Origin of the sequence: Amycolatopsis arida (genome assembly GCF_900115565.1) — a bacterium.
In the GTDB taxonomy this organism is placed as follows: Bacteria; Actinomycetota; Actinomycetes; order Mycobacteriales; family Pseudonocardiaceae; genus Yuhushiella; species Yuhushiella arida.
This window is the reverse complement of sequence record NZ_FOWW01000001.1, coordinates 812,118-836,727: the sequence shown is the minus strand read 5'-3', so window position 1 is coordinate 836,727 and position 24,610 is coordinate 812,118. Positions and strand designations below refer to the sequence as shown.

Sequence of the window (24,610 nt, the reverse complement as noted above, 5' to 3'; positions counted from 1 at the left end):
GTACTGGACCGGTCAGTACTGGCGATAGTACTGTACCGTCTAGTTCCCACAATGCCAGGAGGAGCCATGACGAGCACCGTGACATCACCGGACGGCACGACGATCGCGTTCGACCTGCTCGGGGAGGGTGACGGGCCGCCGGTGATCCTGGTCGGCGGTGCGTTGCAGGGGCGGGCGGCCTACCAGCCGCTCGCCGAGGCGCTGGCCCGTCGGGTCCCCGTGGTCAACTACGATCGAAGGGGCCGCGGCGACAGCGGGGACGCCCCGTCCTACGCGGTCGAGCGGGAGGTCGAGGACCTCGCCGCACTCGTCGCCGAGGTCGGTGGCACGGCCGCGCTGTACGGTCACTCGTCCGGGGCGACACTGGTCCTGCACGCGGCGGCGCGCGGCCTCCCGATCGACCGGGTCGTGCTGCACGAGCCGCCGTTCGGCACCGGCGGCGAGGAGGAGCGCCGGGCCGAGCGGGAGGAGGCGGAGCAGATCGCCGCGTGCTGGCGCGGGACCGCAGGGCCGAGGCGGTGGAGTTCTTCCTCACCTCCGCCGGCGTGCCCTCGGCGGTCGCCGCGAAGCTGAGCCGGGACGCGGCGATGCTGGCCAACGCGCCGACCCTGCGTCACGATCCCTTCGCGGTGATGGGCGAGCGTTCCCGGGGCGGTCGGACGCCGAGCGAGCAGGCCGCCGGCGTGCCCGTGCCGGCCCTCGTGCTGGCCGGCGGCGCGAGTCCGGAGTGGATGGTCGAGACCGGCCGGCGGATCGCCGCCGCGCTGCCGCGCGGGCGGTTTCGGCTGCTCGAGGGCCAGGGGCACGTCGTGCCGCCGGAGGTCCTCGCGCCGGTCGTGGTGGACTTCCTCACCGAGCCGGCGTCCGCGCCGGCTCGATGAGAAGCGGCGGCCGGTTCGACCGGCCGCCGCGTGGGTACTCCTCGCACTGTCGCCGAGCGAGGGAGGACCAGCGCATGCCGACGACGACCGGGGAGCACTCGTTGTGGCTGGCGGCCCAGCCGGCGAGCGGATTCCCACCACTGACCGGGGAGATGACCGTCGACGTCGCCGTCGTCGGTGGGGGACTGGCCGGGCTGACCACGGCGTTGCTGCTGAAGCGGCAGGGCGCCAGTGTCGCGGTGGTCGAGGCCGACCGGGTGGGCAGCGGCGCCAGCGGCAACAACACCGCGAAGGTCACCGCGCTGCAGTCCACCGTGTACTCCACGATCACCCGCCGGCACGGCCGGGAGGCGGCCGCCGACTACGCCGCGGCCAGCGCGGCCGGCGTGGCCAAGGTCGCCGAGCTGGTCGAGGTCGAGGGCATCGACTGCGCGCCGCGCCGGCTGCCCGCGCACACCTACGCCCGCACCGAACGCGAGCGCTCCACCGTGGAGGCCGAGTACAAGGCCGCCCGCGCGGCCGGGCTGGACGTCCGGCTCGACGACGCGGTGGACCTGCCGTTCCCGGTGGCGGGCGCGGTGCGGCTGGCCGACCAGCTCACCCTCCACCCGCTGCGGTACGCCCTCGGGCTGGCCGCGGCGGTGGACGGGGACGGCTCGGCGGTGTACGAGCACAGCCGGGTGCGGGAGGTGGCCGAGGGCCGGCCGTGCCGAGTGCGCACCGACCGCGGCACCGTCCACGCCGACCGCGTCGTGGTGGCTACCCACTTCCCGATCCTGGACCGCGGGCTGTACTTCGCCCGACTGGAGCCGTCCCGGTCCTACTGCGTCGCCGTCCGGCTGCGGCACGGGTCGCCCCCGGCCACGCTCGCGATCAACGCCGGCAGCCCGACCTGGTCGATCGGCTCCACCGCCGATTCGCTCGTCCTCGCCGGGCAGAGCCACCACGCCGGCGCGCACGGGGTCGACGACCGGCGTTACCAGCGGCTCGTCGACTTCGCGCACCGGCACTGGGACGTCGCCGAGGTCACCCACCGGTGGTCGGCCCAGGACCCCGTCGCCTACGACCGGCTGCCCATGATCGGCACCTACACGCCGTGGTCGTCCCGGCTCTACGTCGCCACCGGCTTCATGAAGTGGGGGCTGTCCACCGCCACGTTCGCCGCGATGCTGCTGGCCGACCTGCTCGCCGGCCGGTCCCGCCCGTGGGGGAGGCGGTTCGACCCGCACCGCGTCTCCGCCCGGTCACTGCCGACGCTGGGTCGGCTCAACGCCACGGTGGCGACCGACTTCGTCGCCGACCGGCTGACCCCCGCCCGGTCCGGCGGCCCGCAGGACGTCGGACCGGGCGAGGCGCGGGTGGTCCGCGACGGGCTGGGCAAGGTGGGCTACTACCGCGACGCGGGCGGCGAGCTGCACGCGGTGTCGCTGCGCTGCACCCACCTCGGCTGCTACCTGCGGTTCAACTCCGCGGAGCGGAGCTGGGACTGCCCCTGCCACGGCTCCCGGTTCGACGTCGACGGCAACGTCCTGGAGGGACCGGCCACCGCCCCGCTGGACCGGCCCGACTCCTGACCCCGGGACACGGTCAGCCGCGGACCAGCCGGAAGAAGGACCGCACCTCGTCGACGAACAGCTCCGGCTGCTCGAGCGCGGCGAAGTGGCCACCCCTGGCGGGCTCGTTCCAGTACCGGATGTCGGTGTAGCGCCGGGCGGCCCAGCGGCGGGAAGGGCGCGGCAGCTCCTTGGGGAACACCGAGCAACCGGCGGGGACGTCCACGGTGTCCTCGACCGCGGCGGTGAACCAGCGCTGCACCTGCCGGATGCTCTCCCAGTACAGCCGCGCGGCCGACGCGCCAGTGCGGGTCAGCCAGTACAGCGTGATGTTGTCGAGCATCTGGTCGCGGGAGAGCACGTTCTCCGGGTGCCCCGCGCAGTCGGTCCACGCGTGGAACTTCTCCACGATCCACGCGCAGAGCCCGGCGGGGGAGTCGACCAGGGAGTAGCCGATCGTCTGCGGCCGGGTGGACTGCTCGACCGAGTAGCCGTCCTCCCACTCCTTGGCGTGCTCCAGCGCGGCGAGCGCGGCCCGCTCGGCGGCGGTGAGGTCGTCGAAGGTCGCCGGGTCGGGCGCGGCGATCGGCGGGACGAGGTGGATGCCGGCGACGTGCTCGTGGTCCCGCTGCCCGAGCGCGGTGGTGATGCTGGTGCCCCAGTCGCTGCCCACCGCGCCGTACCGGTCGTAGCCCAGCCGGGCCATGAGGCGGGCCCAGGCTCCGGCGATGCGCCGCACGCCCCACCCCGGCCGCGTGGGCTTGTCGCTGAACCCGTAGCCGGGCAGCGTGGGCAGGACGAGGTGGACCGCGTCGGCGGGGTCGCCACCGTGCGCGGCGGGGTCGGTGAGCGGCCCGATCACGTCGAGGTACTCGACGATCGAGCCGGGCCAGCCGTTGGTCACGACCAGCGGCAGCGCGTCCGGCTCGGGCGAGCGCACGTGGACGAGGTGGATGCCGAGCCCGTCGAGCTCCGTGCGGAACTGGGGCAGCGCGTTCAGCCGGGCCTCGACGCGTCGCCAGTCGTACCGGCGGGCCCAGTGGTCACACAGGTCGCGCAGGTAGTCGAGCGGGACGCCCTGCGACCAGCCGTCCACCGGCTCCGGCTCCGGCCAGCGGGTCCGCGCCAACCGCTCGCGCAGGTCGGCGAGCTCGGCGTCGGGGACCTCGACGCGGAACGGCACCACCGCCTCGGACATCCACACTCCTCCGGTGTCGGGAAAGGGAGCGCCGCGACGGCGAGGTCAGCCGCCGGCCAGGTACCGTCCGGTCGGGCCGAGGTCGAACGGTTGGCGCTCGCCGGGCAGGTCCGGGCGCTCGGTCTCGGTGACCTCGGCCATCTCCTGCGGCAGCACCCTCGGCGGCAGCTCGCCGAACCGCGCGAAGCGCAGGAAGGCCAGCTCCTCGTCGGTGAACCGCTCCACGCGCTCCGGCTCCTGGTGCTCCATGCGTCGAGCATCCCGATCGTGCTCGCGTTCGGCAAGGGGGTCGGGAGAGCACGCGGTCGGTCAGCGGAGCGACGCGCGATTCGGCATGATCCTGCGGACAGGGAACCGACGCGGAGGGACCGGATGCTCCACATCAGCGTGCTGACCTGGGTCGTCACCATCGGCCTGATCGTCACCCTGCTCGCGGTGGACCTGGCGCTGGCGGCGCTGCGGCCGCACCGGGTCGGGTTCGCCGAGGCCACCGCGTGGTCGGTGTTCTACGTCCTCGTCGCCGTCGGCTTCGGCGTGTGGTTCGCCCTCGCGCACGGTGGCGACTTCGGCACCGAGTACTTCACGGGCTACCTGGTGGAGAAGAGCCTCTCGGTCGACAACCTGTTCGTCTTCGTGATCATCATGACCACGTTCGCCGTACCGGAGGAGCACCAGCACAAGGTGCTCACCTTCGGCATCGTGCTGGCACTGATCATGCGGGCGATCTTCATCGTGCTCGGCGCCACGCTGCTGTCACTGTTCTCGTTCATGTTCCTGCTGTTCGGGCTGCTGCTGATCTACACCGCGGTGCAGCTGTTCCGGCACCGCGACGAGGACCCCGACGTCGAGGACAACGTGGTGGTCAGGGGAGCCCGGCGGGTGCTGCCGGTCAGCGACGACCACGTCGGCGGCAAGCTCTTCGCCAAGCTGGAGGGGCGCAGGGTGGTCACGCCGCTGTTCATCGTGCTGGTCGCCATCGGCAGCGTCGACCTGCTGTTCGCGCTGGACTCGATCCCCGCGGTGTTCGGCATCACCGCGGAGCCCTACATCGTGTTCACCGCGAACGCGTTCGCGCTGCTCGGCCTGCGCGCGCTGTACTTCCTGGTGAAGGGCCTGCTGGACCGGCTGGTGTACCTGTCCACCGGGCTGGCGCTGGTCCTGGCGTTCATCGGGGTCAAGCTCGTGCTGCACTGGGCCCACGTCGACATCGACGAGAGCGTCCCGGAGATCCCGACGCTGGTCAGCCTCGGGGTGATCGTCGTCGTGCTCGCCGTGGTCACCGTGGCCAGCCTGGTCAAGACCAGGCTCGACCCGAGTGCCAGGGCGCACTCCGGCTCGCTGCGCGCCCACCCGCCCAGGGCGGACGAGACCGATCGGGACCGTGCTCGCGGCTGAGTCGGCGCCGGCGGCGGCTGCCGGGGAAGTCGGCCGGGCATCGGCACGGAGCCCTTCTCCGGTTCTGCTCGGTGTCGCCGCGCTCGTTGTCCGCCGGGTCCGGGCCAGGTTAGCGTGGCCGGGTGGAGCCGACGATCTCCCGCGGCATCGACGTGGCCGCCGACCCGCTCGCCGTGTGGGCGTTGGTGACCGACCTTCCCCGGATGGGTGAGCTGAGCCCGGAGAACGTCGGCGGCCGGTGGGTGAACGGCGCCACCGGCCCCGCCGTCGGCGCCGAGTTCCGGGGGGTCAACCGCAACGGCGAGCGGCGGTGGTGGACCAAGGTCAGTGTGGTCGAGTGCGTCGCGGGCCGCCGGTTCACCTTCGACGTCCGCACGCCGTTCGGGGTTCGGGTGTCGCGCTGGTCCTACGAGATCACCCCCACCGCCACCGGTTGCCGCCTCACCGAGCAGTGGTACCGGGTCGGGAACTGGTTCATTCGCCGTGTCATGGGGCCACGGGTCACCGGCCGAGCGGACCGCCCCGGCTACAACCTGCGCTCGATCGAGCACACCCTGGCCGCGGTGAAGGCCACGGCGGAGGCTCTCGACCGTGCCTCCGACCCGGCCTGACCGTACGGTGGCGCCCGCCGCCGGTAGGCGATCGGTCGTCAGCTTTCCGCGCCGTGCCGCTGGTTCGTCGGGCCGACTGGGCTGGGAGGGCTGGGGTGTGTTCGACGACGGGGCGTACGTGAGCCTCGGCGAGCTCGAGGGCAACAGGGGCGATCAGAACTACCCGCTGCCCGCCGGGACCGACCGCGGGCGGTACCGCAGCCTGAGCATCTGGTGCGACCGCTTCGACGTCTCCTTCGGGGCGGCCGGACTGACCACGACGTCCGGGTGAACCGCGCGCCGTCCGGGAACAAACCGACCGCACTGCTTCGTCTTCCCGGGTGGAGGCGCACGCGTCGGGCGAGCACGCGGAGTCGATCATGGAGTCGGACACGGAGTTCCTGGCGAGGCTGGACGAGGAGGTGCGGCGGGCGCACGAGGCGATCGCCCGGCTCCACGCCGAGGCGGTGGCCGACCTTCGGCGCGCGGCGTGGGCCGCGCAGGCGCCCGGCGCTCGCCGTCCGCCCGAGCGGCGGCACTGACCACCCCGAGGACCTCGGCGAGTCGAGGCCTCGCACCGACGGATGGCTCGCGGAGGTGTCGGCCTCGAGGTGGGCCGGTCTCCCCGGCGACCGTCCGGTGTGGGCGGTGCCGGAGCGCCTTCCGCTCACGTCACTTCGGTTCCGTGTCACCTCGGCACTGTGTCACCTCGGCACCGCATCACTTTGGTTCCGCCTCACCTCGGCACCGCGCTGTCTCGACGCCACGCCAGCACGGTGCCGCGACCCGGGGGCCGCGACGAGCCGGCGACCGGACGTCAGCGCCGCGTAAGGCGGGCGGACCGTGACCGGGCGGACCTGGTCGTGCTTCTCGTGGTGGCCGCGCTCGACATTCCTGGATCAGCCACCGTCGCCGATACCGAGCGTTATCGAAAATGATTATCAGTGTGTGTGTTAGTCTTCGTACCGGTCAAGGCTGACATGCCCGCCGGGGCCACCACCGGACAAGGAACGCCACGTGACCGACGAGTACCTCCACTCCGCGGAGTTCCTCGATCCGGGCATCGCGCCGCACTGGGCCGGGTTCGGTCCCGTGCTCGCCGACGCCCGCACCGGCCTGAACCCCGCCGGCGGGGTGGTGGTCGACCTGGGTGCCGGCAGCGGGCTCGGCACGCTCGTCATCGCCGACGCCGTCCTAGGCGGTGAGATCGTCGCGGTCGAGCCAGCTTCCGGGCCGCGCTCGGTGCTGCTGGCGCGGGTGAACACCGAGGCCCGGCCGCGGGAGGCGGTGACCGTGGTGCCCGAGCCGTTTCCCGCGGCGCGGCTGCCCGAGCGGATCGGGGCGGTGGTCGTGATGAACGTGCTCGGCCACGTCACGCCCGCCGACCGTCGCGGGCTGTGGTGGCTGCTGGCCGAGCGGCTGGGTGAGGGCGGCCGGGCCGTGCTGAACCTCCTGCCGCCGGCCGAGCCGGTCGCGGTGCCGGACCGCGTGATGTCGAGTGTCCGGATCGGACGCCGCCGGTACGAGGGGGCGGGCCGAGCCGTCCGGAACCGAGCATGTCACGTGGCACAACCAGTACCGGACCCACGAGGACGAGCGGCTCGTCGACGAGCCGACCGTGCGCTACGGCTGGTGGGTGCTCGGTGAGGCACGGCTTCGGGAGGAACCGGCCGCACGACCTCCCGGCGACGGCCGTGGGCTGGCCGAACCCGGGATGGAGGTGATCACCCGCTGAGCAGCGGCGCCGGACGCCGCACTCGGCGAGGTGCCCGACCCTCGCCGGCATCCCGCCGGCGAGCCGAAACCCGAGGAGGGACAGTGAAGGTTCGCAACTCGCTGCGTTCGCTGAAGCAGAAGCCGGGGTCGCAGGTCGTTCGCCGGCGGGGCACGGTGTACGTGATCAACAAGCGGGACCCGCGGTTCAAGGCGCGCCAGGGCTGAGCCTCGCACGCGATCCGGGCGCCGCACGACGCCGGCCACGCTGACTCGCCCAACCCCCGGCGGTGTGTCAAGGCCGGTGCCCCGGCAGTGGGCAGGCCGTGCCCACGCCGGCGGCGGCACGGCCTTGCCCGTTCCGGTAGGCCACTCGTCCCGGTGACGCGAGCGCTCGTGACTCCTCCTTTCGTCGATCAGCGCCATGGCCGTGGTCAGCCGCCGAAGGCCGCGACGTTCTCCCGTACCCACTCGGCGAACGGGGTGGCCGGTCGCCCGGTGACCTCCTCCACCGTCGGCAGCACCGTGTAGCCCGCCTCCGGCGGGTTGGTCCGCATCGCCAGGAAGAACTCGATGTCGTCGGCCGAGTAGCCCTGCTCCCGCCACCGGGCGACCATCTCGTCCCTGCCCAGCTCGACGAACCGCACCTCACGGCCCAGGACCTCGCCGATCACCCGCACCCGCTCGCGTGGAGTGAGCGCCTCCGGCCCGGTCAGCCAGTACTCCCGGCCGGCGTGGCCGTCCCCGGTCAGCACCGCGGCGGTGACCGAGGCGATGTCCGCGTCGTGGACCATCGCGCTCTTCGTCCCGGCGAAGCCATCCCGAACGATTCCTTCGGTCCGCACGGAATCGGCCCATTCCATCGTGTTCGACATGAACTCCACCGGCGCCAAATACGTCCATTCCAGACCACTGGCCTCCACGGCCTGGTCGAGAGCGGTCTTGTCGAGGTCTCCCTTCAGCACGGTCACCCTGCGGACCCCGGCGCGCTCCGCCAGTGCGACGATGTCGGCTCCGTTGTCCAGTGGCGCGTAGCCATCCCCGAAGCTGATCAGGTGCGCGGCGGTGACGCCGGTGAACACCTCGGCCAGGCTCGCCGTGTCGGACAGGTTGCCGGCCACCACCTCCGTGCCCGCCGGGAGGTTCGCCGTCCGCGAATCGCGGGTGAGCGCGCGCACCGGATGCCCGGCCGTCAGCAGCCGTTCCACCAGCGGGCGGCCCACGTTGCCCGTCGCGCCGGTCACCAGGATGGTCATGCGATCTCCTTTCGTCATCGCCGACCATACGAAGAGCCACGGTCACCTTCTGTCCTCCTTTCCTCGCCCCCCAAGGCGAATCGCCGGCGCCCCGAGCACCCGCTGCCGATGCCCGCCTTGCCGCTGCCGTCGGCCGCGTTCGCCGTCCACTGTGCCGCTTTCTCGTCTCCGCGCAAGCCCCACCCCCGAGTTGTCCACAGGCAAGGTGCGATGTGGACAACCTCGAGCAGAAAGCGGTTTCTCATCGGGATGCCCTTCGCGGCCGAGCTACCGTCGAACTCGGACGACCGCGCCGGCTCACGGCGCCGGCGGCGTACCCGACAGAGGTTGCCGGCTCGGCCGGTGCAAGGAGGGGCAGTGCAAGGAGAGCCGGTGCAAGGAGAGGCAGTGCAAGGAGAGGCAGTGCAAGGAGAGGCAGTGAGTGCTCACACCAATGACACCCGGCTAGTCGACCGCGGCGCCGTCCGCGATCGCGGCGAGCCGTGCCGGATCGGCGATGAGGATGCGGCCACGGCGGAGCCGAACGAGGCCGTGCCGGGCGAGCTCGCCGAGCGCGATCGTGGTGCGCTCCCTGCTGGCGCCGACCAGTGCCGCGAGCTGCTGGTGGGTCAACCGGATCGGCCCGGCGGGATCGTGGCGGGCGAGCCGGCACAGTGTGGCGGCCAACCGCTCGCCGAGTGCCCTGCAGGTCAGGTCGGTCAGCCGGTCCTCGAGCTCGGCGATCCGGGTGGAGAGCTGCTCGGCGATGCGCACGGCCACTCGCGGATCGGTGAACAGCAGCTCGCGGACGTCAGTCCGGCTCATCACGCACAGGGCGCCCGGCTCCAACGTCTCCGCCCAGGTGGCCCGCATCCGCAGCCCCAGCGGCTCCATCTCACCGAACACCGCGCCCGGCCCCAGCACGGCGGTGGTGACGTCACGTCCGTCCGGTCCGATCCGGTACAACCGCACCCGGCCCCGCTTGACGATGAACAACACCTCCGCAGGCCGCGCCGGGTGGTACACGACCTGCGCGGCCGCGACGGTCCGCTGCGGCGCCCTGGCCCCCAGCGCGGCCATCTCCCGCCGGGACAGGTCGCGGAACAGGTCGACCTCGGCCAGGCAGTAGTGCTCGTCGGCGGGAAGCTCTGCGGGCGGCATCAGGTCAGTCATCGTCGTCCCGTGCGCACGCGTTGTCCAGTCGGGACAGCAACTCCGCCGGCTCCGGGTTGCCGAGCGAGACCACCTCGTCTCCGATTCGGTAGGCCGGTGTGCCGACTACCCCCGGCGGAAGCGTCGTGCCCGGGTCGCGGCCGAGGTCCACCACCTCGACCGGTTGGTCCGGCCGAGCCCGCCGCACCGCGGCCGCCAGGTCGACCGCGGCGCGGCAGCCGGCGCAGCCGGGCGCCACGTAGATTCGCAGCACCGGGATCCGCCGCGCCGGCCCCTGCGACGGCCGCGTCATCGGCCCGCGCGGCGGCGCAGGCCGTACAGCGTTCCGGCGGTGACCAATCCGTAGATCACGTGGCCCATGAGGCTCAACCACTGGTCACGGCCCACGGTGAACACCATGTCCCGCATCGTCGGATCGGCGGTGACACCGAGCCACAGCGGCATGAGCAGCAGGGCGCCGAGCACCCACCAGACCACGCCGTAGACCATGCCGGCGCCGAGCACCGGGCCGACCCGGTCGGCGAAGCCGTAGGCGAGCAGTCCGAAGACGGCGCCGATGACGGCCGAGTTGACCAGGTGTACACCGAAGCCGACGAGGGCGTTGTCGACGCCGACGAGCATCCCGACCATCGGCAGCATGCCCATCATCGCCATGAGGATGCCGAACACGACGCCACCGACGAGCCCGGCGAGCGCCCCGCTCCCGGCGCGGGACGCCAGCCCGGATGTCGTCGGACGAGCTGTTGCGGACACGATGGCTCCTCTCCTCCGCACCGCCGGCTCTCGGCGGCGCGAGGCGAGGGTGCCCGCGACCCGCGGTGGAGTTCGGTGACGTGGGTCACCCACCAACCCGGCGTGACCGGATGGTGGCCTTCGCGTTTGGAATGTGCCTGACGCGGTGTGTCGGCACGGCCAGGGGTGGATCCGGCAACCGGCGGAACGGGCGTACCGGCATCGACGTCAGGTGGTTCGCGCGGTTTCACGATCCTCGGTCGTGGCCGATGCTCGCCTGCGCGCCCGATAAGCCGCGGCCTTGACGCGGTTGCCGCACCCGTCCATCCCGCACCAGGTGCGCCGGGCGCCACGCGAGCGGTCCAGAAAGATGCGCGTGCAGCCAACGCGACCGCACTCCTTGAGGCAGGCGTCGGGATCGGCGAGCACGGCGATACCGCTCCTGGCGATGTGTGAGAGCACTGCTCGAAGGTCTCCCGACATCCGCAGCCCCGCGTCACTGAGCCTGATCGTGGGCACCGGCCCGCCGGCCGTGTGATTGACGATCTCGAGGCTGCTCGGATCGAAGGGCCGGTCGAGCACGCGACCGAGCGCGAGTCGGTAGATCGCCTCTCGTAGTGACAGCGCGGACTCGAAGGTCGCGACGTCGGCGGTGACACGGTCGGGGAGTTCGTCGCATGCGGTCACCCACCGCTCGAGGTCGGTGGGCGCGGCCAGGACGTCGATGGGCTCGTCCCGACGAGACAACACGGTGCCGGCCAGATCGAGGGCCGGGTTGCCGCTCACGAATGCGAAGTCCACGTCACCACCTTGACCGGTGACGCGGGCTGAGGCAAGATCCGTCACCTACTGAACGGGTGACGCAACCGCGAACAGGGGGAGCGCATGGCCGAGGCCCGCGACATCGAGGTCGTCGTCTTCGACGTCCTCGGAACACTGGTCGACGAGCCCAGCGGGCTTCGAGCGGGAATCCGTGACGCGGTGCCCGCATCCGACGATGCGTCCGTCGACGAGCTGGTCGCCATGTGGCAGCGGCACGTCGAACTCGAGCAGCAACGCATCGGGCGAGGGCACCGCGCCTACGTCAACAGCGAGATCATCGACGGAGAGGCCGCGGGGCGGGTAGCCGACCATGTCGGACTCGCCGATCCGGCGACCATCGCCCGGCTGGCCACGGCGGGTCAGCGTCTGCCCCCGTGGGGCGACTCCGTCGCCGGCCTCGAGCGGCTCGCGCGGCGGTTCCCCGTGCTCGGGCTCTCCAACGCCAGCCGCACCGCCCTGCTGCGACTCAGCGCGTACGCCGGGCTGCGCTGGCACCAGGCCCTGTCCGCCGAAGCCGTCGTGGCGTACAAGCCAGCGCCGGAGGTCTACCAGCTCGCCATCGACACCGCCGGATGTCCTCCGGAACGCGTGCTCATGGTGGCCGCCCACGCCTGGGACCTTCGCGGAGCCCAGGCGAGGGGCATGCGGACCGCGTACGTGCGGCGACCGGTCGGGGATCCGCCGGCGAGCTCCGACGTCGTCGACTGGCGGTTCGACGGTCTGGAGGAACTGGTCACCGCACTGACGGCGAGGTAGCCGGGCCGATCCGTGGCGGGGACGATGTCAGCGGTGGTTCAGGACGTTGACCACGCGGTCGTTGGGATCGCGGACGAAGAACCGCCGCACGCCCCACTCCTCGTCCTGCAAGGGGTGCACGATCTCCGCGCCGTGGTCCCGCATCGCCGCGTACGCCGCGTCCACGTCGTCGACCTCCACGCTCATGTCCGGTGTGACCGGTGCGGTCTTGTCGCTGCTCATGACACTGATCTGCGCGGTGGGGCTGGACGGAGAGGCGAGTGTCATGATCCAGCCGAGATTCATGACCTCCTCGAAGCCCAGCAGGCCGTAGAACTCCCGGCTCTCCGGCGCGGGCTCTGACTGGATGATGGGCATGACGCGACGAACGGTCACCGGGCGACTCCAAACGGGAACAGGGATCTCTGTGACTTCTCGGTAGGACTACATCCTCGGTAGTACTACAGCAGTACTACAGGCGTCCAGCGCAGCACATACTTTCGCACCAGCGGTGGAAACCGCCTCCGCGCGTCGGGCCGGTGGTCGATAATGCCGCCATGTCCCTGAATCATCCCCTCGGCCCGCCGGAGTCGGAGCGGCACTGGGTGGCGACCGCGGCCGAGCTGGCGACCGGTTTCGCCGCGACCGCGGCCGAGCACGACGACACCGCCGAGCTGCCGGTCGGCAACCTGCGGGTGCTGCACGCCAGCGGCCTCGACGCGGCGCTGCTGCCGCGCGAGCTCGGCGGGGAGGCACTGAGCTACCGGTCGTTCGGGGAGATCGTCCGGATCCTGGCCGCGGCCTGCCCGTCCACGGCGTGCGTGTGGCTCATGCACGTCGGGGCCGCCACCGTGCTGGTGCAGCTGTCCACTCCGGACATGGCGGGGTGCTACGCCAGCGAGTTCCGCGCCGGCCGGCGGTTCGCCAACGCGTTGTCCGAGCCGAGCTCGGGCAACCTGTTCCTGATGCCGCTGCAGGAGGCCGAGCCGGTGCCCGGCGGGTACCGGCTGACCGGGGCCAAGCGGTTCGTGTCCGGTTGCGAGATCGCCGACCACCTGCTGGTCAACGCACTGGTGGACGGCCAGCCCGCCTTCTTCGGGCACGCCCCCGACGAGACGGTGCGGTTCGAGCCGATCTGGGACGCGATGGGGCTGCGGGCCAGCCGCAGCCAGCTGGTTCGGTTCGACGGCACGGTGCTGCGCGCCGAGCGCCGATGTCCTCCGCCGGACCCGGAGGCGCCGCCGCGGCCCAACCACATCGCGGCCGGGCTGGCGTTCCTGTCGCTGGGCATCGCCGACGCCGCGCTCGCCGCGCTGCTGCGGCACGCCCGGTCGCGCACCCTGCCGACCACCGGCGAGCCACTCGGCGCGCTGCAGTGGGTCCGGTTCGCGGTGGCCGACGCCCGGCTCCGGCTGGACTCCGCGGTGCTGTACGCCTGGCACATGGCGTGGCTGGCCGACCAGTGCGCGCCGGAGTTCGAGCCGGCGGCGTTGCGGGCGAAGCCACTGGCCAACGAGGTCGCCAGGGACATCGCCCAACTCGGCGTCCGCGTCGGCGGCGGTTCGGGGTACCTGCGCAGCTCGCCGATCCAGCGGCACTTCCGGGACGCCCAGGCGCCGGCGCTGATGGCCTACTCGGTCGAGGTGTGCAAGGACCGTGTCGGCCAGGAGGTGCTCGCCGAGGGCACCGCCGATGCCCCCTGACGACGACGCTCGGCCGCACGGGTCGGACCGGTGGGAGGCCACCACCGCGCCGACCGGGCGGCCACCACGAGCCGCCGCGCCGCACGGGCCGGATCCGGCGGGGCCCCTCGCCGCGCCGGCCGGGCGGTGGCGGGTCGCCGTGCCCGGCGCGGGGGACATCGGGTTCGCGCTCGCCGTGGCGGTCGTCGTGGTCGCCGGGACCGTCGGCGCCGTCGACCGGGCGGCCACGCTCTGGCCGGGCGGCTGGGCACTGCTGCTCGCCGGCGCCGCGGCGACCGCCTGGCAGCGGCGGCACCCGGTCCCCGTCCTGCTCGCGACCTTCGCGGTGATGAACGGCTACCACCTGCTCGGCTACCCGGGCGGGCTGGAACCGTTGCCGTTCGCCGCCGCGCTGCTCGTCACCACCCTGGAGGGGCACCGGCTGGTCGCGGTCGCCGCCGCGGTCGCCGCCGCGGCCCTGCTCACCCTGCCCACCCGGTCGCTGGACGAGCTGCCGCTGGTCGCGCTGGCCCTGGCCGTGGTGCTGGCCGCCGGCGAGGTGGGGCGGGCCCGCCGCGCCCATCGCCGGGAGGCCGAGCGCCGGGCGGTGGACGCCGAGCGGTTGCGCATCGCCCGCGAGCTGCACGACGCGCTGGTGCACCACCTCTCGCTGATCAACGTGCAGGCCGGCGCGGCGCTGGTGCGCCCGGATCGGTCCACCGAGGCGATCGAGGCGCTGACCGCGATCCGCGCCGCGAGCGGTGAGGCACTACGCGAGGTCCGCGCCGTCGTCGGCGCGCTGCGCGAGTCCGAGACCTCCCGGCTCGTCGGGCTCGACGAGCTGGTCCGGCGCGTGAGCAGTGCCGGCCGGTCGGTGACCCTGCGGGTCCGCGGCGCGCCGGGAGTGCTGCCGCCCGAGGTGGACCACGCGGCCTACCGCGTCGTGCAGGAGTCGCTGACCAACGCGGTGCGGCACGCGAACCCCACCAGGATCAGGGTCACCGTGGACCACGCGGAGGACGGGGTGACGGTGCGCGTCGACGACAACGGCGCCGGCGGCGCCGGCGGCACCGGCGGCACCGGCGGCACCGGCGAGTCCGGCGACCGGGTCGCGCCGGGCCACGGCCTGACCGGGATGCGGGAGCGGGTCACCGCGCTGGGCGGGTCGCTGCGTGTGGCGGTGGACGGAGGGTGCTCCGTCCGGGCCTGGTTGCCGACGACCGCGGGGCACCGGCCGCCCGCCGGCGAGGGGGAATCGCGGCCCGGAGAGCGGCCCGGAGAATGGCCCGACGAATGCTGATCCGGGTCCTGCTCGCCGACGACCAGTCCCTGGTCCGTGCCGGCCTGCGCACGATGCTCGAGGCCCACGACGACCTGACCGTGGTGGCCGAGGCCGGCAACGGCGCCGAGGCCCTCGTCGCCGCCGTCGAGCTGCGGCCGGACGTGGTGCTGATGGACATCCGGATGCCGGGTGTCGACGGGCTGCTGGCCACCCGGCGGATCGTGGCCGACCCGCGTTGCCGTGCGACCAGGGTCGTCGTGCTGACCAGCTACGACCTCGACGAGTACGTCTACGAGGCGCTGCGGGCCGGCGCCAGCGGGTTCCTGCTCAAGGACTGCGAGCCGTTCGAGCTGGTGCACGGCGTGCGGGTGGCCGCCCGCGGCGACGCGTTGATCGCGCCGTCGGTCACCGCGCGGCTGGTCGCCGAGTTCGCCCGCCGCCCGCGGCGGGCGCGGCCGAACACCGCGTTCGACGCGCTGACCGACCGGGAGCGCGAGGTGGCCGACCTCGTCGTGGCGGGTCTGTCCAACGAGGAGATCGCCGAGCGGCTGGTGGTCAGCCCGGCCACGGTCAAGACGCACGTCAGCCGCACCCTGACCAAGCTCGGCGTGCGCGACCGCGTCCAGCTGATCGTGCTCGCCCACGAGACCCGTACGACCTGAGACGTAGCGGGATCGGCCGCGCGGCCGACGATCCGCGGCCCGGCACCGGCGACGCTCGAACCATGATCCGAAGACTGGTATCCCTCATGTTGACGAGCACCGCCGTGCTCGCCGTCCCCGTCCTCCCGGCCGCCGCCGTCCCGCGGACCGCGCCCGGCCGGGACTGCGCGGCCGTCGCCGAGCGCCACCTGGCGACCATGACCCCGGAACAGAAGGTCGGCCAGCTGGTCATGGTCGGTGGCCCGCGCGCCGACGTCCGCAGGGCGGTCGCCGAGCTGCACGCCGGCGTGGCCTCGCTGTCCGACGCCCCGGATCCCAGGGCCGCCGCCGAGTACGCCAACGGGATGCGCGCCGCCGCCACCGGCGTGCCGATCCTGGTGGGCGGCGACTTCGAGCACGGGGCCGCGCACAACATCCGCACCGGCACCACCGCGCTGCCCCGGCCGATGGGGCTCGGCGCCGCCAGGGACCCGGCGAAGGCGGCCACCGCGGCCGGGATCACCGCCGCCGAGCTGCGCCTGGCGGGGGTGCGGCTCACCCTGGCGCCGGTCGCGGACGTGGAGAGCCGTCCCGACCGGCCGTTCGGGGTGCGCTCGTTCGGGCAGGACCCGGAGCTGGTGTCCCGGCTGACCGCGGCCCAGGTCCGGGCCTACCGGGCCGCCGGGGTGGCCGCGGCCGTCAAGCACTTCCCCGGGCACGGCGGCGCGGACGTCGACGCCCACCTGGAGCTGCCCACGGTGGACGCCGACCGGGAGACGCTGGAACGCACGGCCTTCCCACCGTTTCGGGCGGCCGTCGCGGCCGGGGCGCCGGTGCTGATGACCGCGCACATCCTGCTCACCGCGATCGACCCGGAGCTGCCGGCGACGCTGTCGCCCGCCGTGGTCTCCGGCGTGCTGCGCGGCGACCTGGGCTACACCGGCGTGGTCATCACCGACTCCGTCCAGATGGGTGCGATCCGGCAGCGGTGGGGCGTGGTCGACGGCAGCGTGCTGGCGATCCGCGCCGGGGCGGACGTGGTGCTGTCCACCGGCCCGTTCACCGACCACGCGGCGATCACGCACGCACTGCGGGACCGGCTGAGCCCGGAGCGGATCGAGGAGTCCGCGGCCAGGGTGTTGCGGCTGAAGTGCGTCTACGGTGCGTTCGACCGGCGGCCGGCCGACCCGGAGCTCGCGGCGGCGCTGAGCGGCACCCGCGGGGCACGGAAGGCGGCCCGCGCGATCGCCAGGGACTCGATCACGGTGCTGGACAACAGCTCCGGGGCGCTGCCGTTCCGCCGTGACGCGCGGACGCTGGTGGCCGGCGTGCTGGACACCGAGGCGCTGGCCCGGCACCTGGGCGCCGAGTGGTGGCAGGCGGGCGGTGCGGACCCGACGGACGCGGAGATCGCCGAGGCCGTGGCCAGGGCCCGCGACGTCGACCAGGTGTTGGTCGCCACCTACGCGAGGACGGCCGCCCTGCCGCCGGGGCAGGCCCGGCTGGTGCGGGCGCTGGCGGCGACCGGCACACGGGTGGCGGCGGTGTCGATCGGCGTCCCGCACGACGTGACCGCGTATCCGGACCTCGGGGCCGCGCTGGCGGCCTACGCGCAGACGTTCGTCTGGGACACCCAGCCACCGGCCAACGACACGGTGCTCGGGGCCGTCGCCGACGTCGTGTTCGGGGCGCGGGCCGGCGGGCGGCTGCCGGTGCACCTGAGCGAGGAGCTCCCCTACGGCCACTCCGCGGCGGCCCCCGCCCCGGTCGCTCAGTCCCCGGGGGTGACCAGGCCGCCCTCGTAGGCGGCGATCACCAGTTGGGCCCTGTCCCGGGCGCGCAGCTTCGCCAGCAGCCGCCCGACGTGGGTCTTCACCGTGGCCACGCTGACGAACAACGTCTCCGCGACCTCCGCATTGGACAGTCCATGCGCGACGAGGTCGAGCACCTCCCGCTCCCGGTCGGTCACCCCGGCCAGCGAGCGGGAGGTGGCCGGCCGCGGCTCCGGCCGGCGGGCGAACTCGGCGATCAGCCGGCGGGTCACCGTCGGCGCCAGCAACGCCTCCCCCGCGGCCACCACCCCGATCGCCGACAGCAGCTCGGCGGGCGGGGTGTCCTTCAGCAGGAACCCGCTCGCCCCCGCGCGCAGCGCGGAGTACACATAGGAGTCGAGGTCGAACGTGGTGAGGATGAGCACCCTGGCCGTGCCCTCGGCGCAGATCAGCCGGGTGGCCTCGATGCCGTCCATCTCCGGCATCCGCACGTCCATCAGCACCACGTCCGGCCGCTCCCGCCGGGCCAGCTCGACGGCCTCGACACCGTTGCCGGCCTCGCCCACCACCGTGCGGTCCGGCGCGCTGTCCACCAGCACCCGGAAGCTGCCGCGCAGCAGCGCCTGGTCGTCGGCCACCAGCACCCGGATCACGCCGGCACCCCCGCCGCACCGAACGGGATCGCCGCGCGCACCGCGAACCCGCCGCCCGGCCTCGGCCCCGCGGAGAAGACGCCCCCGTAGAGCGTCGCCCGCTCGCGCATGCCGATCAGCCCGTGCCCGGCGGGTCGGTCGGCCGGCACCGGGTCGCCGTCGTCGGTCACCTCGACGCGCACCTCGTTCCCGTCGGACTCCACCAGCACCCGGCAGCGGGCCGGCGCCGCGTGCTTGACGACGTTGGTCAGCGACTCCTGCACGATCCGGTACACCGACAGCTCGACGCCCTCCGGCAGCGCGCCGGCCCGGACGGTCAGGTCCACCTCGACGCCGGCCAGCCGCGCCCGCTGGGCCAGCTCACCGAGGCCGGTCAGCCGGGGCGACGGGGTGAGCTCGGCGGCCAGGTCACGTTCGGAGCGCAGCACGCCGAGGATGTGCCGCATCTCCACCAGCGCCTGCCGGGTCGTGGTCTCGATGACCCGCAACGCGTCCCGCGCCTCCGCCGGCTGCTCGGCGGCGACGTGGTGGCCTACCGCGGCCTTCACCGCGATCAGGCTGAGCCCGTGCGCCACCACGTCGTGCAGCTCGCGGGCGATCCGCAGCCGCTCGTCCACCAGCGCGCGCTGCGCCTGCTGCTCGGCTTCCCTCGCCGCGGCCGCGCGCCACGTCCGCACGACGAACCCGGTGAGCCAGCCGGTGAGGCCGAACAGCGCGACGAACACGACGTAGAACACCGGTCCGGTGACCGGCTCGACGGTGTTGCCGGCCATGCTGACCCAGATCGCGGTGCCCTCGGCGACCAGCGCGACGCCGAGGGCGGTGGCCGATCGCCGGGTCGGCTCCCGCAGCGCCACCAGGTACAGCGCGAACGCCATGGACGCCGCGGGCTCGCGGGTGAGGTGGGTGAGCGCGGCGGCCATCGACGCCGCCACGACCACCCCGAGCACCGGGATCGGCCACAGCCGGCGCACGGCCACCGGCAGCGCGACCCCGGCGGCGATGAGCCAGCCGAGCCACTCCGGCCCGGTGAAGGCCCGCTCCACGCCGACATTGGTGTGCATGAAGCCGAGATAGACGGTGAACCAGAGCCCGGCGGCCACCGTGTCGGCGAGGACGAGGTGGGTCCCACGGGGGATCCGTCGGAGCAGGGTAGGCAGCCGGTGCACGCTTCGACGGTAGCCCGGGCGGGCCACCGAGCGCGTCGTTCCGGGGGACGTCATCCCCAGGGTGGACCCGGCGACCGGGAACCGAGCCACGGTCCGATGTGCACGAAGGAGGCACCGGCGGATCGTGGGCGGCATGATCGAAGTCAACGAGCTGACCAAGCGGTACGGCCCGACGCTCGCCGTCGACCGGCTGTCCTTCACGGTGAAACCCGGCTACGTGGCCGGCTTCCTCGGCCCCAACGGCGCCGGCAAGTCCACCACCATGCGGACGGTCCTCGGCCTCGACCGGCCCACCTCCGGCGCGGCGCTGGTCAACGGTCGCCGGTACACCGAGCTGCGCCGCCCGCTGCACGAGGTGGGTGCCCTGCTCGACGCCGGCGCGGTGCACGGCGGGCGGACCGCCACCGACCACCTGCGCTGCCTGGCGCGCGGCAACGGCATCGGGGACCGGCGGGTGCGCGAGGTGCTGGAGCGGGTCGGCCTCGGTGGGGTGGCCGGCAAGCGGATCGGCGGGTTCTCGCTGGGGATGCGGCAGCGGCTGGGCATGGCGGCCGCGCTGCTCGGCGACCCGGGGGTGCTGCTGTTCGACGAGCCGGTGAACGGGCTGGACCCCGAGGGCATCCGCTGGATCCGGCAGCTGATGCGGTCGCTGGCCGCGGAGGGCCGCACGGTGCTGGTGTCCAGCCATCTGATGAGTGAGATGGCGCTGACCGCCGACCGGGTGCTGATCATCGGCAGGGGTCGACTGATCCTGGAGTCGTCGATCACCGAGCTGGCCGAGCGGTTCGCCCAGGGCGTGCTGGTGCGGGCCGGCGCGGCGACCGAGCTGGCGCGAGCGCTGCGGGCGGCGGGCGCGGACGTGGCGCCCGAGCCGGACGGCGGGCTGCTGGTGGGTGGGCTGGCCGCGCCGGCGATCAGCGAGCTGGCCCTGCGGCACCGGATCGTGCTGCACGAGCTGACCCCGCGCAGCGCGTCGCTGGAGGAGGCCTACCTGGAGTTGACCAACGAGAGCGTGGACTACCGCGCGGAGGGGCGGGCGCGATGAACGACGTGCTGGGTTCGGAGTGGCTGAAGGTCCGCACGGTGCGGTCCACGTACTACCTGGTCGGGGCGAGCGTGCTGGCGCTGGTCGTCGGCGGGGTGGTGTCGTTCCTGATGACCGCGGACTGGGACTCCACGGCACCGGCCGAGCGGGCCAGCTTCGGCGCGGCCGACGCCAGCGTGCTCAGCATCCCGGTCACCGAGTTCTGCCTCGGGGTGCTGGCGGCGCTGGCGATCGCCGGCGAGTACACGACCGGGATGATCCGCACCAGCCTGACCGCCGTACCGCAGCGGCTGCGGTTCTTCGCCGCCAAGTCGGCCGTGGTGGCGGCGCTCGCGCTGGTGGTGGGGCTGGTGATCGCGGCGCTGTCGGCGATGGTGACCGCGCTCGTCGTCGGGGACCGGCCGGCGCCGATCGCGCCGTGGCCGTCCCTGGGCGAGGCGGTGCCCCCGGTGCTGGCCGGCGGGCTGTCGATCATGGTGGTGGCCCTGGTCGCGGTCGGCGTCGGCGCGGCGGTGCGGTCCAGCGCGGGCGCGCTGGTGACGGTGACACTGGTGCTGTTCGTGCTGCCGGTGGTGGCGCTGCTGCTGCCGGGGCCGTGGAACGCGCGGGCCTACGCGGTCATGCTGCCGAACCTGGCCGAGCAGCTCGCCGGCGACGTCACGGACCCGGTGCTGTCCCCGCTGGGCGCGGCGATCGCGATGGTGGTGTGGGCGGCCACCGCGCTCGGCGCGGGCGCGTACACCCTCGCCCGGCGCGACGCCTAGCTTGGGCCGAACCAGTGTTCCAGCGCCTCCGGTAGGCCCGCGTCGTCGCCGGAGGCGCTGGTCCGTACCCATGCCAGGTGCCCGTCCGGGCGGACCAGGGCGGCGAGGAGGTCGGGGTGCTCGGGGCAGCGAGCCGGGACGATGTCGACCCGGTCCCGCCAGCCGGCGGCGGTCTCGGCGAGGCTCGGCCACGGCGCCAGGTCGAGCAGAACGCCGCGACCGGTGGCGAGTAGGGCGCTGAGCCGGGTGCGGGTGGTCGGGGTGACCAGGGCCAGGTCGGGCAGGAGGCGGCCGAGCCACGGGTGGGACGTCTCGGGCCGCATGGGATAGCGCGTGTCCAACCCGGTCACCGCCTCGGCGAGGGCGCGGAGGACGCCGGGATCGCCGGCGAGGCGGGTGAGGAAGTCGACCAGCGGAGCTGTCCGGTCGTCGGGTTCGGCGAGCAGCACCTGAGCCCTCGTACTGGCCAGGAGCTGGGTGCCGGCGGCGTGGCGTTCGTCGTGGTAGCTGTCCAGCAGGCCGGCGGGCGCGGTGCCGCGCACGGTGGCGGCGAGCTTCCAGCCGAGGTTGACCGCGTCGTCGAGGGCGACGTTCACCCCGATCGCCCCGGCCGGCGGGTGGATGTGTGCGGCGTCCCCGGCCAGCAGGACCCGGCCGGCGCGGTAGCGGCTGGCCTGCCGCGCGGCATCCCCGAACCGGGTGAGCCAGCGCGGCGCGCGGAGCTCGACCGGCCGGCCCAGCGCGGTGGCCACGGCGTGCCGGAGCTGGTCGAGGGTGACCGGGGCGTCCTTCCGCTCGGGCGGGGTGGGGTCCTCGGTGACGATCCGGACGTAGCCGGGGCGGGGGATGGTGAACACCGAGCCACCGGGGCCGGCGGTCATGCCGAACGGAAGCGCGTCGGGGTCGGCCAGCTCGACGTCGCCGAGCAGCGAGAAGCGGGTGGCGTCCGTTCCGGGGAAGTCGACGCCGGCGCGCCCGCGGACGGTGCTGCGGCCGCCGTCGCAGCCGACCAGGTAGCCGGCGCGGATCCGGTACGTGTCACCGGCGGTGCCGATGGTGGCGGTGACGCCGGTGCCGTCCTGGGTGAGGTCGTCCAGCCGGTGCCCCCGGCGCGGGTCGGTGCCGAGGTCGCGGGCGTGGTCCTCGAGAAGCTCCTCGACACGGGTCTGCGGGATGCCCAGCGAGAAGGGGTGGTCGGTGTGCGCGCCGGCCAGGTCGAGGGTCACCGGGAGGCCGGCGGTCGGGGCGTGCGGTGCCTGCCACCCCTCGGCGAGGAACCGGTCGGCGAGACCGCGGCGGGCGAGCAGGTCGAGGGCGCGAGCGTTGAGGTTGAAGCCGCGGCAGAAGTCCGGGCGGCGGTCCTGCCGCTCGACCAGCACGGTGTCCACTCCGGACAGTCGGAGCTCGGTGGCGAGCATCAGCCCGGCCGGTCCGGCGCCGACGACGAGCACCTCGGTCTCGGTGGTGCGGTCACTGCTCACTGGGACTCCTTCGTGGCGTCGTCCGCGCTGTCGGTCCGGTCGTCGGGTGGAGTGTCCGGCCAGGCGAGGCTGCCGTCGCGGATCTCGTCGATGGTGCGGCGGACCCACGCCAGCTCCGACTCCCACGCGTTCAGCAGGTACTCGACCTCGATGACGAACAGCCGGGGCGCGGCGCCGGAGTCGACGACCTCGGCGTGCGCGGCGCGGGTCTCCTCGATCCACCGGGTCAGGTGGTGGGTGCGCTCGGTCAACGCGTCCACCGCGCCGCCGGGGCCGAGCGCGCCGAGGTAGGAGACGGCGGCGAGGAACTTGGGGTACTCGTCGACCGGGACACGGACCAGCTCGTCGAGCCAGCGGAGGAACTCCCGGTGGCCGAGCTCCGTGTGGGTGTAGACGGTGCGCTCGGGACGGCGACCCGAGCGCACGGTGGCCTTCGGCTCGATCCACCCGTGTCGGACCAGGGCCTCCACCGTGTCGTAGAGCGATCCCGAGTTGATCTTGAAGCTGCTGCCCTTGTGCCGTTCCCGCAGGACGGCGGCCATCTCGTAGGGGTGCATCGGCCGTTCCAGGAGCAGGCCCAGCACCGCGAGGGCCAGGGTGTTGGAGATCTTCCGCTTCGGCGCCATACTTCCTCGGTTCCTATTAGTAGGAACCGACTATAAGGTGTCGGCCAACTTCATGGCAAGGCGGTATTGCGATGCCGCGCCGGGTGTGTACCACCGCGCCATCCCGGTCCGTAGCCATCTCACGACCCAGTGAACACGGTCAGGACCCGTGCACGGCTTCATCGCCCGCGGCGACGCGTGGGGGCTCGGCCAGTCCGGGCCGCGCCATGGCCCGCGGTGCGGCCGGACTGTTAACCAGTTGCCCGGTGGCTCGAGGGGCGCCTAGCTTCGGCGGTCGTGCCCGACTGGATCACCACGCCCATCACCGCCGACCTGCTGCGCGGCGTCCTCGACCTGGAACGCACCGCGCACGGCGTGCTGCCGCACCGGCTGCCCGCCCGGGCCCGGGCGCGGTTCCCCGACGACTACCTGGCCATGGTCGAGGCCCAACCCGCCGGTGTCCGGCTGGCCTTCCGCACCCGCGCCACCGCCGTCGAGCTGGACGTCCTCCCCACCAGGACCGCCTACCGGGGCATGCCGGCGCCGCCGGAGGGGGTGTTCGAGCTGCTCGTCGACGGCCGCCCGGCCGGCAGGGCCACCGTGCCCGGCGGCAACGTCCACACCATCGACATGGCCACCCGGTCCGCGACCACCAGCCCCGGCCGACCCGGCACGGCCCGCTTCGCGGGCCTGCCGCCGGGCGCGAAGGACGTCGAGATCTGGCTGCCGCACACCGAGATCACCGAGTTGGTCGCCCTGCACACCGACGCCCCGGTCGAGCCGGCGCGGGACCGCGGGCGGCGGGTGTGGCTGCACCACGGCAGCTCGATCAGCCATGGCTCCAATGCGGACAGTCCCACCGCGAGCTGGCCAGTGCTCGCGGCGAACCGGGGCGGCGTGGAGCTGGTCAACCTGAGCCTGCGCGGCAACGCCCTGCTCGACCCGTTCGTCGCGCGGGCTCTCCGGGACACCCCGGCGGACCTGATCAGCCTCAAGATCGGCATCAACCTGGTGAACACCGACCTGATGCGGTTGCGCGGCTTCACCCCGGCGGTGCACGGCTTCCTCGACACCATCCGGGACGGGCATCCCAGCACGCCACTGGTGGTCGTCTCCCCGATCCTGTGCCCCATCCACGAGGACACCCCGGGGCCCGGCGTCGCGGACCTCGACGGCTCGACCCTGGTCTTCCGGGCGATCGGCGACCCGGCGGACCGCGCCGGAGGGCGGCTGACCCTCACCGTCATCCGGGACGAGCTCGCCCGCCTCGTCGAGCACCGGGCCGCCGACGACCCGAACCTGCACTACCTCGACGGTCGCGCGCTCTACGGCGAACCGGATGTCGCCGAGCTGCCGCTGCCCGACCGGCTCCACCCGGACACCGCCACCCACCGGCGCATCGCCGAACGCTTCGCCGGGTGGGCCTTCGCGGCGGGCGGCCCGTTCGCTCCCGGCCACGGCTGAGCGGGAAACACCCCGGGCCACCGCG

The 24,610-nt window shown here is 73.6% G+C and carries 29 protein-coding genes; 17 read left to right on the top strand and 12 right to left on the bottom strand.

From position 1 onward, the window contains the following. Positions 1 to 66 precede the first annotated feature (66 nt). The 3 genes from BM051_RS29635 to BM051_RS03905 all read left to right on the top strand — a co-directional run bounded on the left by BM051_RS29635 (position 67) and on the right by BM051_RS03905 (position 2,455). The gene (locus BM051_RS29635) at positions 67 to 573 is read left to right on the top strand and encodes an alpha/beta fold hydrolase (RefSeq protein ID WP_243859537.1); all 507 of its coding nucleotides are present in this window, start codon (positions 67 to 69) and stop codon (positions 571 to 573) included. Continuing rightward, complete coding sequence (locus BM051_RS29630) at positions 489 to 881, top strand: alpha/beta fold hydrolase (RefSeq protein ID WP_243859536.1); 393 nt, start codon at positions 489 to 491, stop codon at positions 879 to 881. Before BM051_RS29635 ends, BM051_RS29630 begins: the two co-directional genes overlap by 85 nt. Positions 882 to 955: 74 nt before the next feature. Next, positions 956 to 2,455 carry an FAD-dependent oxidoreductase gene (locus tag BM051_RS03905; protein WP_092527925.1) on the top strand — a complete coding sequence of 500 codons (1,500 nt, stop codon included), beginning with the start codon at positions 956 to 958 and terminating at the stop codon, positions 2,453 to 2,455. Between the two features lie 13 nt (positions 2,456 to 2,468). Here the strand turns inward: BM051_RS03905 and BM051_RS03900 are convergent, their stop codons facing one another. Then, complete coding sequence (locus BM051_RS03900; RefSeq protein ID WP_092527923.1) at positions 2,469 to 3,632, bottom strand: epoxide hydrolase family protein; 1,164 nt, start codon at positions 3,630 to 3,632, stop codon at positions 2,469 to 2,471. 45 nt (positions 3,633 to 3,677) lie between these two features. Then, positions 3,678 to 3,881: a hypothetical protein gene (locus BM051_RS03895; RefSeq protein ID WP_092527921.1), complete on the bottom strand. Its 204-nt coding sequence runs from the start codon at positions 3,879 to 3,881 to the stop codon at positions 3,678 to 3,680. Positions 3,882 to 4,004: 123 nt separating this feature from the next. Here BM051_RS03895 and BM051_RS03890 point away from each other — a divergent pair, with 123 nt between their 5' ends. From BM051_RS03890 to ykgO, 6 genes are all read left to right on the top strand, one after another. Then, entirely contained in the window at positions 4,005 to 5,027 is a 1,023-nt protein-coding gene (locus tag BM051_RS03890) for a TerC/Alx family metal homeostasis membrane protein (RefSeq protein ID WP_092527919.1), read from the top strand. Positions 5,028 to 5,149: 122 nt separating this feature from the next. Beyond that, the gene (locus BM051_RS03885; RefSeq protein ID WP_166677716.1) at positions 5,150 to 5,638 is read left to right on the top strand and encodes an SRPBCC family protein; all 489 of its coding nucleotides are present in this window, start codon (positions 5,150 to 5,152) and stop codon (positions 5,636 to 5,638) included. A 97-nt stretch (positions 5,639 to 5,735) separates the two neighbouring features. Then, positions 5,736 to 5,909, top strand: a complete 174-nt coding sequence (locus BM051_RS29625) for a DM13 domain-containing protein (protein WP_243859535.1) — start codon at positions 5,736 to 5,738, stop codon at positions 5,907 to 5,909. An 88-nt stretch (positions 5,910 to 5,997) separates the two neighbouring features. Continuing rightward, positions 5,998 to 6,159, top strand: coding sequence for a hypothetical protein (locus BM051_RS28915; protein WP_166677715.1), 162 nt, complete (start codon positions 5,998 to 6,000; stop codon positions 6,157 to 6,159). A 475-nt stretch (positions 6,160 to 6,634) separates the two neighbouring features. Then, positions 6,635 to 7,264: a class I SAM-dependent methyltransferase gene (locus tag BM051_RS03870; protein ID WP_092527915.1), complete on the top strand. Its 630-nt coding sequence runs from the start codon at positions 6,635 to 6,637 to the stop codon at positions 7,262 to 7,264. A gap of 171 nt (positions 7,265 to 7,435) precedes the next feature. Next, positions 7,436 to 7,558 carry a type B 50S ribosomal protein L36 gene (gene ykgO, locus BM051_RS03865; RefSeq protein WP_092527912.1) on the top strand — a complete coding sequence of 41 codons (123 nt, stop codon included), beginning with the start codon at positions 7,436 to 7,438 and terminating at the stop codon, positions 7,556 to 7,558. 206 nt (positions 7,559 to 7,764) lie between these two features. Here the strand turns inward: ykgO and BM051_RS03860 are convergent, their stop codons facing one another. The 5 genes from BM051_RS03860 to BM051_RS03840 form a co-directional block, all read right to left on the bottom strand. After that, the gene (locus BM051_RS03860; RefSeq protein WP_092527909.1) at positions 7,765 to 8,586 is read right to left on the bottom strand and encodes an SDR family oxidoreductase; all 822 of its coding nucleotides are present in this window, start codon (positions 8,584 to 8,586) and stop codon (positions 7,765 to 7,767) included. 444 nt (positions 8,587 to 9,030) lie between these two features. Continuing rightward, positions 9,031 to 9,738, bottom strand: coding sequence for a Crp/Fnr family transcriptional regulator (locus BM051_RS03855; protein ID WP_208325941.1), 708 nt, complete (start codon positions 9,736 to 9,738; stop codon positions 9,031 to 9,033). Next, the gene (locus BM051_RS03850) at positions 9,731 to 10,030 is read right to left on the bottom strand and encodes a thioredoxin domain-containing protein (protein WP_208325940.1); all 300 of its coding nucleotides are present in this window, start codon (positions 10,028 to 10,030) and stop codon (positions 9,731 to 9,733) included. Before BM051_RS03850 ends, BM051_RS03855 begins: the two co-directional genes overlap by 8 nt. Beyond that, entirely contained in the window at positions 10,027 to 10,491 is a 465-nt protein-coding gene (locus BM051_RS03845; protein WP_166677714.1) for a DUF1440 domain-containing protein, read from the bottom strand. Before BM051_RS03845 ends, BM051_RS03850 begins: the two co-directional genes overlap by 4 nt. Positions 10,492 to 10,698: 207 nt before the next feature. Continuing rightward, entirely contained in the window at positions 10,699 to 11,271 is a 573-nt protein-coding gene (locus BM051_RS03840) for a CGNR zinc finger domain-containing protein (protein ID WP_166677713.1), read from the bottom strand. Positions 11,272 to 11,355: 84 nt separating this feature from the next. Between BM051_RS03840 and BM051_RS03835 the strand changes: the two genes are divergently transcribed. Then, positions 11,356 to 12,048, top strand: coding sequence for a haloacid dehalogenase type II (locus tag BM051_RS03835; protein ID WP_092527900.1), 693 nt, complete (start codon positions 11,356 to 11,358; stop codon positions 12,046 to 12,048). Between the two features lie 27 nt (positions 12,049 to 12,075). On the opposite strand, the gene BM051_RS03830 is transcribed toward BM051_RS03835, so the two are convergent. Continuing rightward, on the bottom strand, positions 12,076 to 12,405 hold the full coding sequence (locus tag BM051_RS03830; protein WP_092527897.1) for a VOC family protein: 330 nt from the start codon (positions 12,403 to 12,405) through the stop codon (positions 12,076 to 12,078). Positions 12,406 to 12,584: 179 nt separating this feature from the next. Between BM051_RS03830 and BM051_RS03825 the strand changes: the two genes are divergently transcribed. From BM051_RS03825 to BM051_RS03810, 4 genes are all read left to right on the top strand, one after another. Continuing rightward, positions 12,585 to 13,730, top strand: a complete 1,146-nt coding sequence (locus BM051_RS03825; protein WP_092527894.1) for an acyl-CoA dehydrogenase family protein — start codon at positions 12,585 to 12,587, stop codon at positions 13,728 to 13,730. Continuing rightward, positions 13,720 to 15,009 carry a sensor histidine kinase gene (locus tag BM051_RS03820; RefSeq protein ID WP_092527891.1) on the top strand — a complete coding sequence of 430 codons (1,290 nt, stop codon included), beginning with the start codon at positions 13,720 to 13,722 and terminating at the stop codon, positions 15,007 to 15,009. Before BM051_RS03825 ends, BM051_RS03820 begins: the two co-directional genes overlap by 11 nt. Beyond that, the gene (locus BM051_RS03815) at positions 15,006 to 15,653 is read left to right on the top strand and encodes a response regulator (RefSeq protein WP_092528512.1); all 648 of its coding nucleotides are present in this window, start codon (positions 15,006 to 15,008) and stop codon (positions 15,651 to 15,653) included. Before BM051_RS03820 ends, BM051_RS03815 begins: the two co-directional genes overlap by 4 nt. 86 nt (positions 15,654 to 15,739) lie before the next feature. Beyond that, complete coding sequence (locus BM051_RS03810; RefSeq protein ID WP_166677712.1) at positions 15,740 to 17,437, top strand: glycoside hydrolase family 3 protein; 1,698 nt, start codon at positions 15,740 to 15,742, stop codon at positions 17,435 to 17,437. On the opposite strand, the gene BM051_RS03805 is transcribed toward BM051_RS03810, so the two are convergent. Further along, positions 17,404 to 18,057 (bottom strand): response regulator, encoded by a 654-nt coding sequence (locus BM051_RS03805; protein ID WP_092527885.1) that lies wholly within the window; start codon positions 18,055 to 18,057, stop codon positions 17,404 to 17,406. The genes BM051_RS03810 and BM051_RS03805 overlap by 34 nt on opposite strands. Next, entirely contained in the window at positions 18,054 to 19,226 is a 1,173-nt protein-coding gene (locus BM051_RS03800; protein WP_243859534.1) for a sensor histidine kinase, read from the bottom strand. The genes BM051_RS03805 and BM051_RS03800 overlap by 4 nt, the downstream gene beginning before the upstream one ends. A 133-nt stretch (positions 19,227 to 19,359) precedes the next feature. Here BM051_RS03800 and BM051_RS03795 point away from each other — a divergent pair, with 133 nt between their 5' ends. Both BM051_RS03795 and BM051_RS03790 read left to right on the top strand, forming a co-directional pair. Then, entirely contained in the window at positions 19,360 to 20,271 is a 912-nt protein-coding gene (locus BM051_RS03795; protein ID WP_092528508.1) for an ATP-binding cassette domain-containing protein, read from the top strand. After that, on the top strand, positions 20,268 to 21,035 hold the full coding sequence (locus BM051_RS03790) for an ABC transporter permease (protein WP_092527881.1): 768 nt from the start codon (positions 20,268 to 20,270) through the stop codon (positions 21,033 to 21,035). Before BM051_RS03795 ends, BM051_RS03790 begins: the two co-directional genes overlap by 4 nt. Here BM051_RS03790 and BM051_RS03785 read toward each other — a convergent pair. Both BM051_RS03785 and BM051_RS03780 read right to left on the bottom strand, forming a co-directional pair. Further along, positions 21,032 to 22,516, bottom strand: coding sequence for an FAD-dependent monooxygenase (locus BM051_RS03785; RefSeq protein WP_243859533.1), 1,485 nt, complete (start codon positions 22,514 to 22,516; stop codon positions 21,032 to 21,034). The two genes, BM051_RS03790 and BM051_RS03785, sit on opposite strands and share 4 nt — an antisense overlap. After that, the gene (locus BM051_RS03780) at positions 22,513 to 23,142 is read right to left on the bottom strand and encodes a PadR family transcriptional regulator (RefSeq protein ID WP_092527878.1); all 630 of its coding nucleotides are present in this window, start codon (positions 23,140 to 23,142) and stop codon (positions 22,513 to 22,515) included. The genes BM051_RS03785 and BM051_RS03780 overlap by 4 nt, the downstream gene beginning before the upstream one ends. 276 nt (positions 23,143 to 23,418) lie before the next feature. Between BM051_RS03780 and BM051_RS03775 the strand changes: the two genes are divergently transcribed. Next, entirely contained in the window at positions 23,419 to 24,585 is a 1,167-nt protein-coding gene (locus BM051_RS03775; protein ID WP_092527875.1) for a GDSL-type esterase/lipase family protein, read from the top strand. Positions 24,586 to 24,610: the final 25 nt, after the last annotated feature.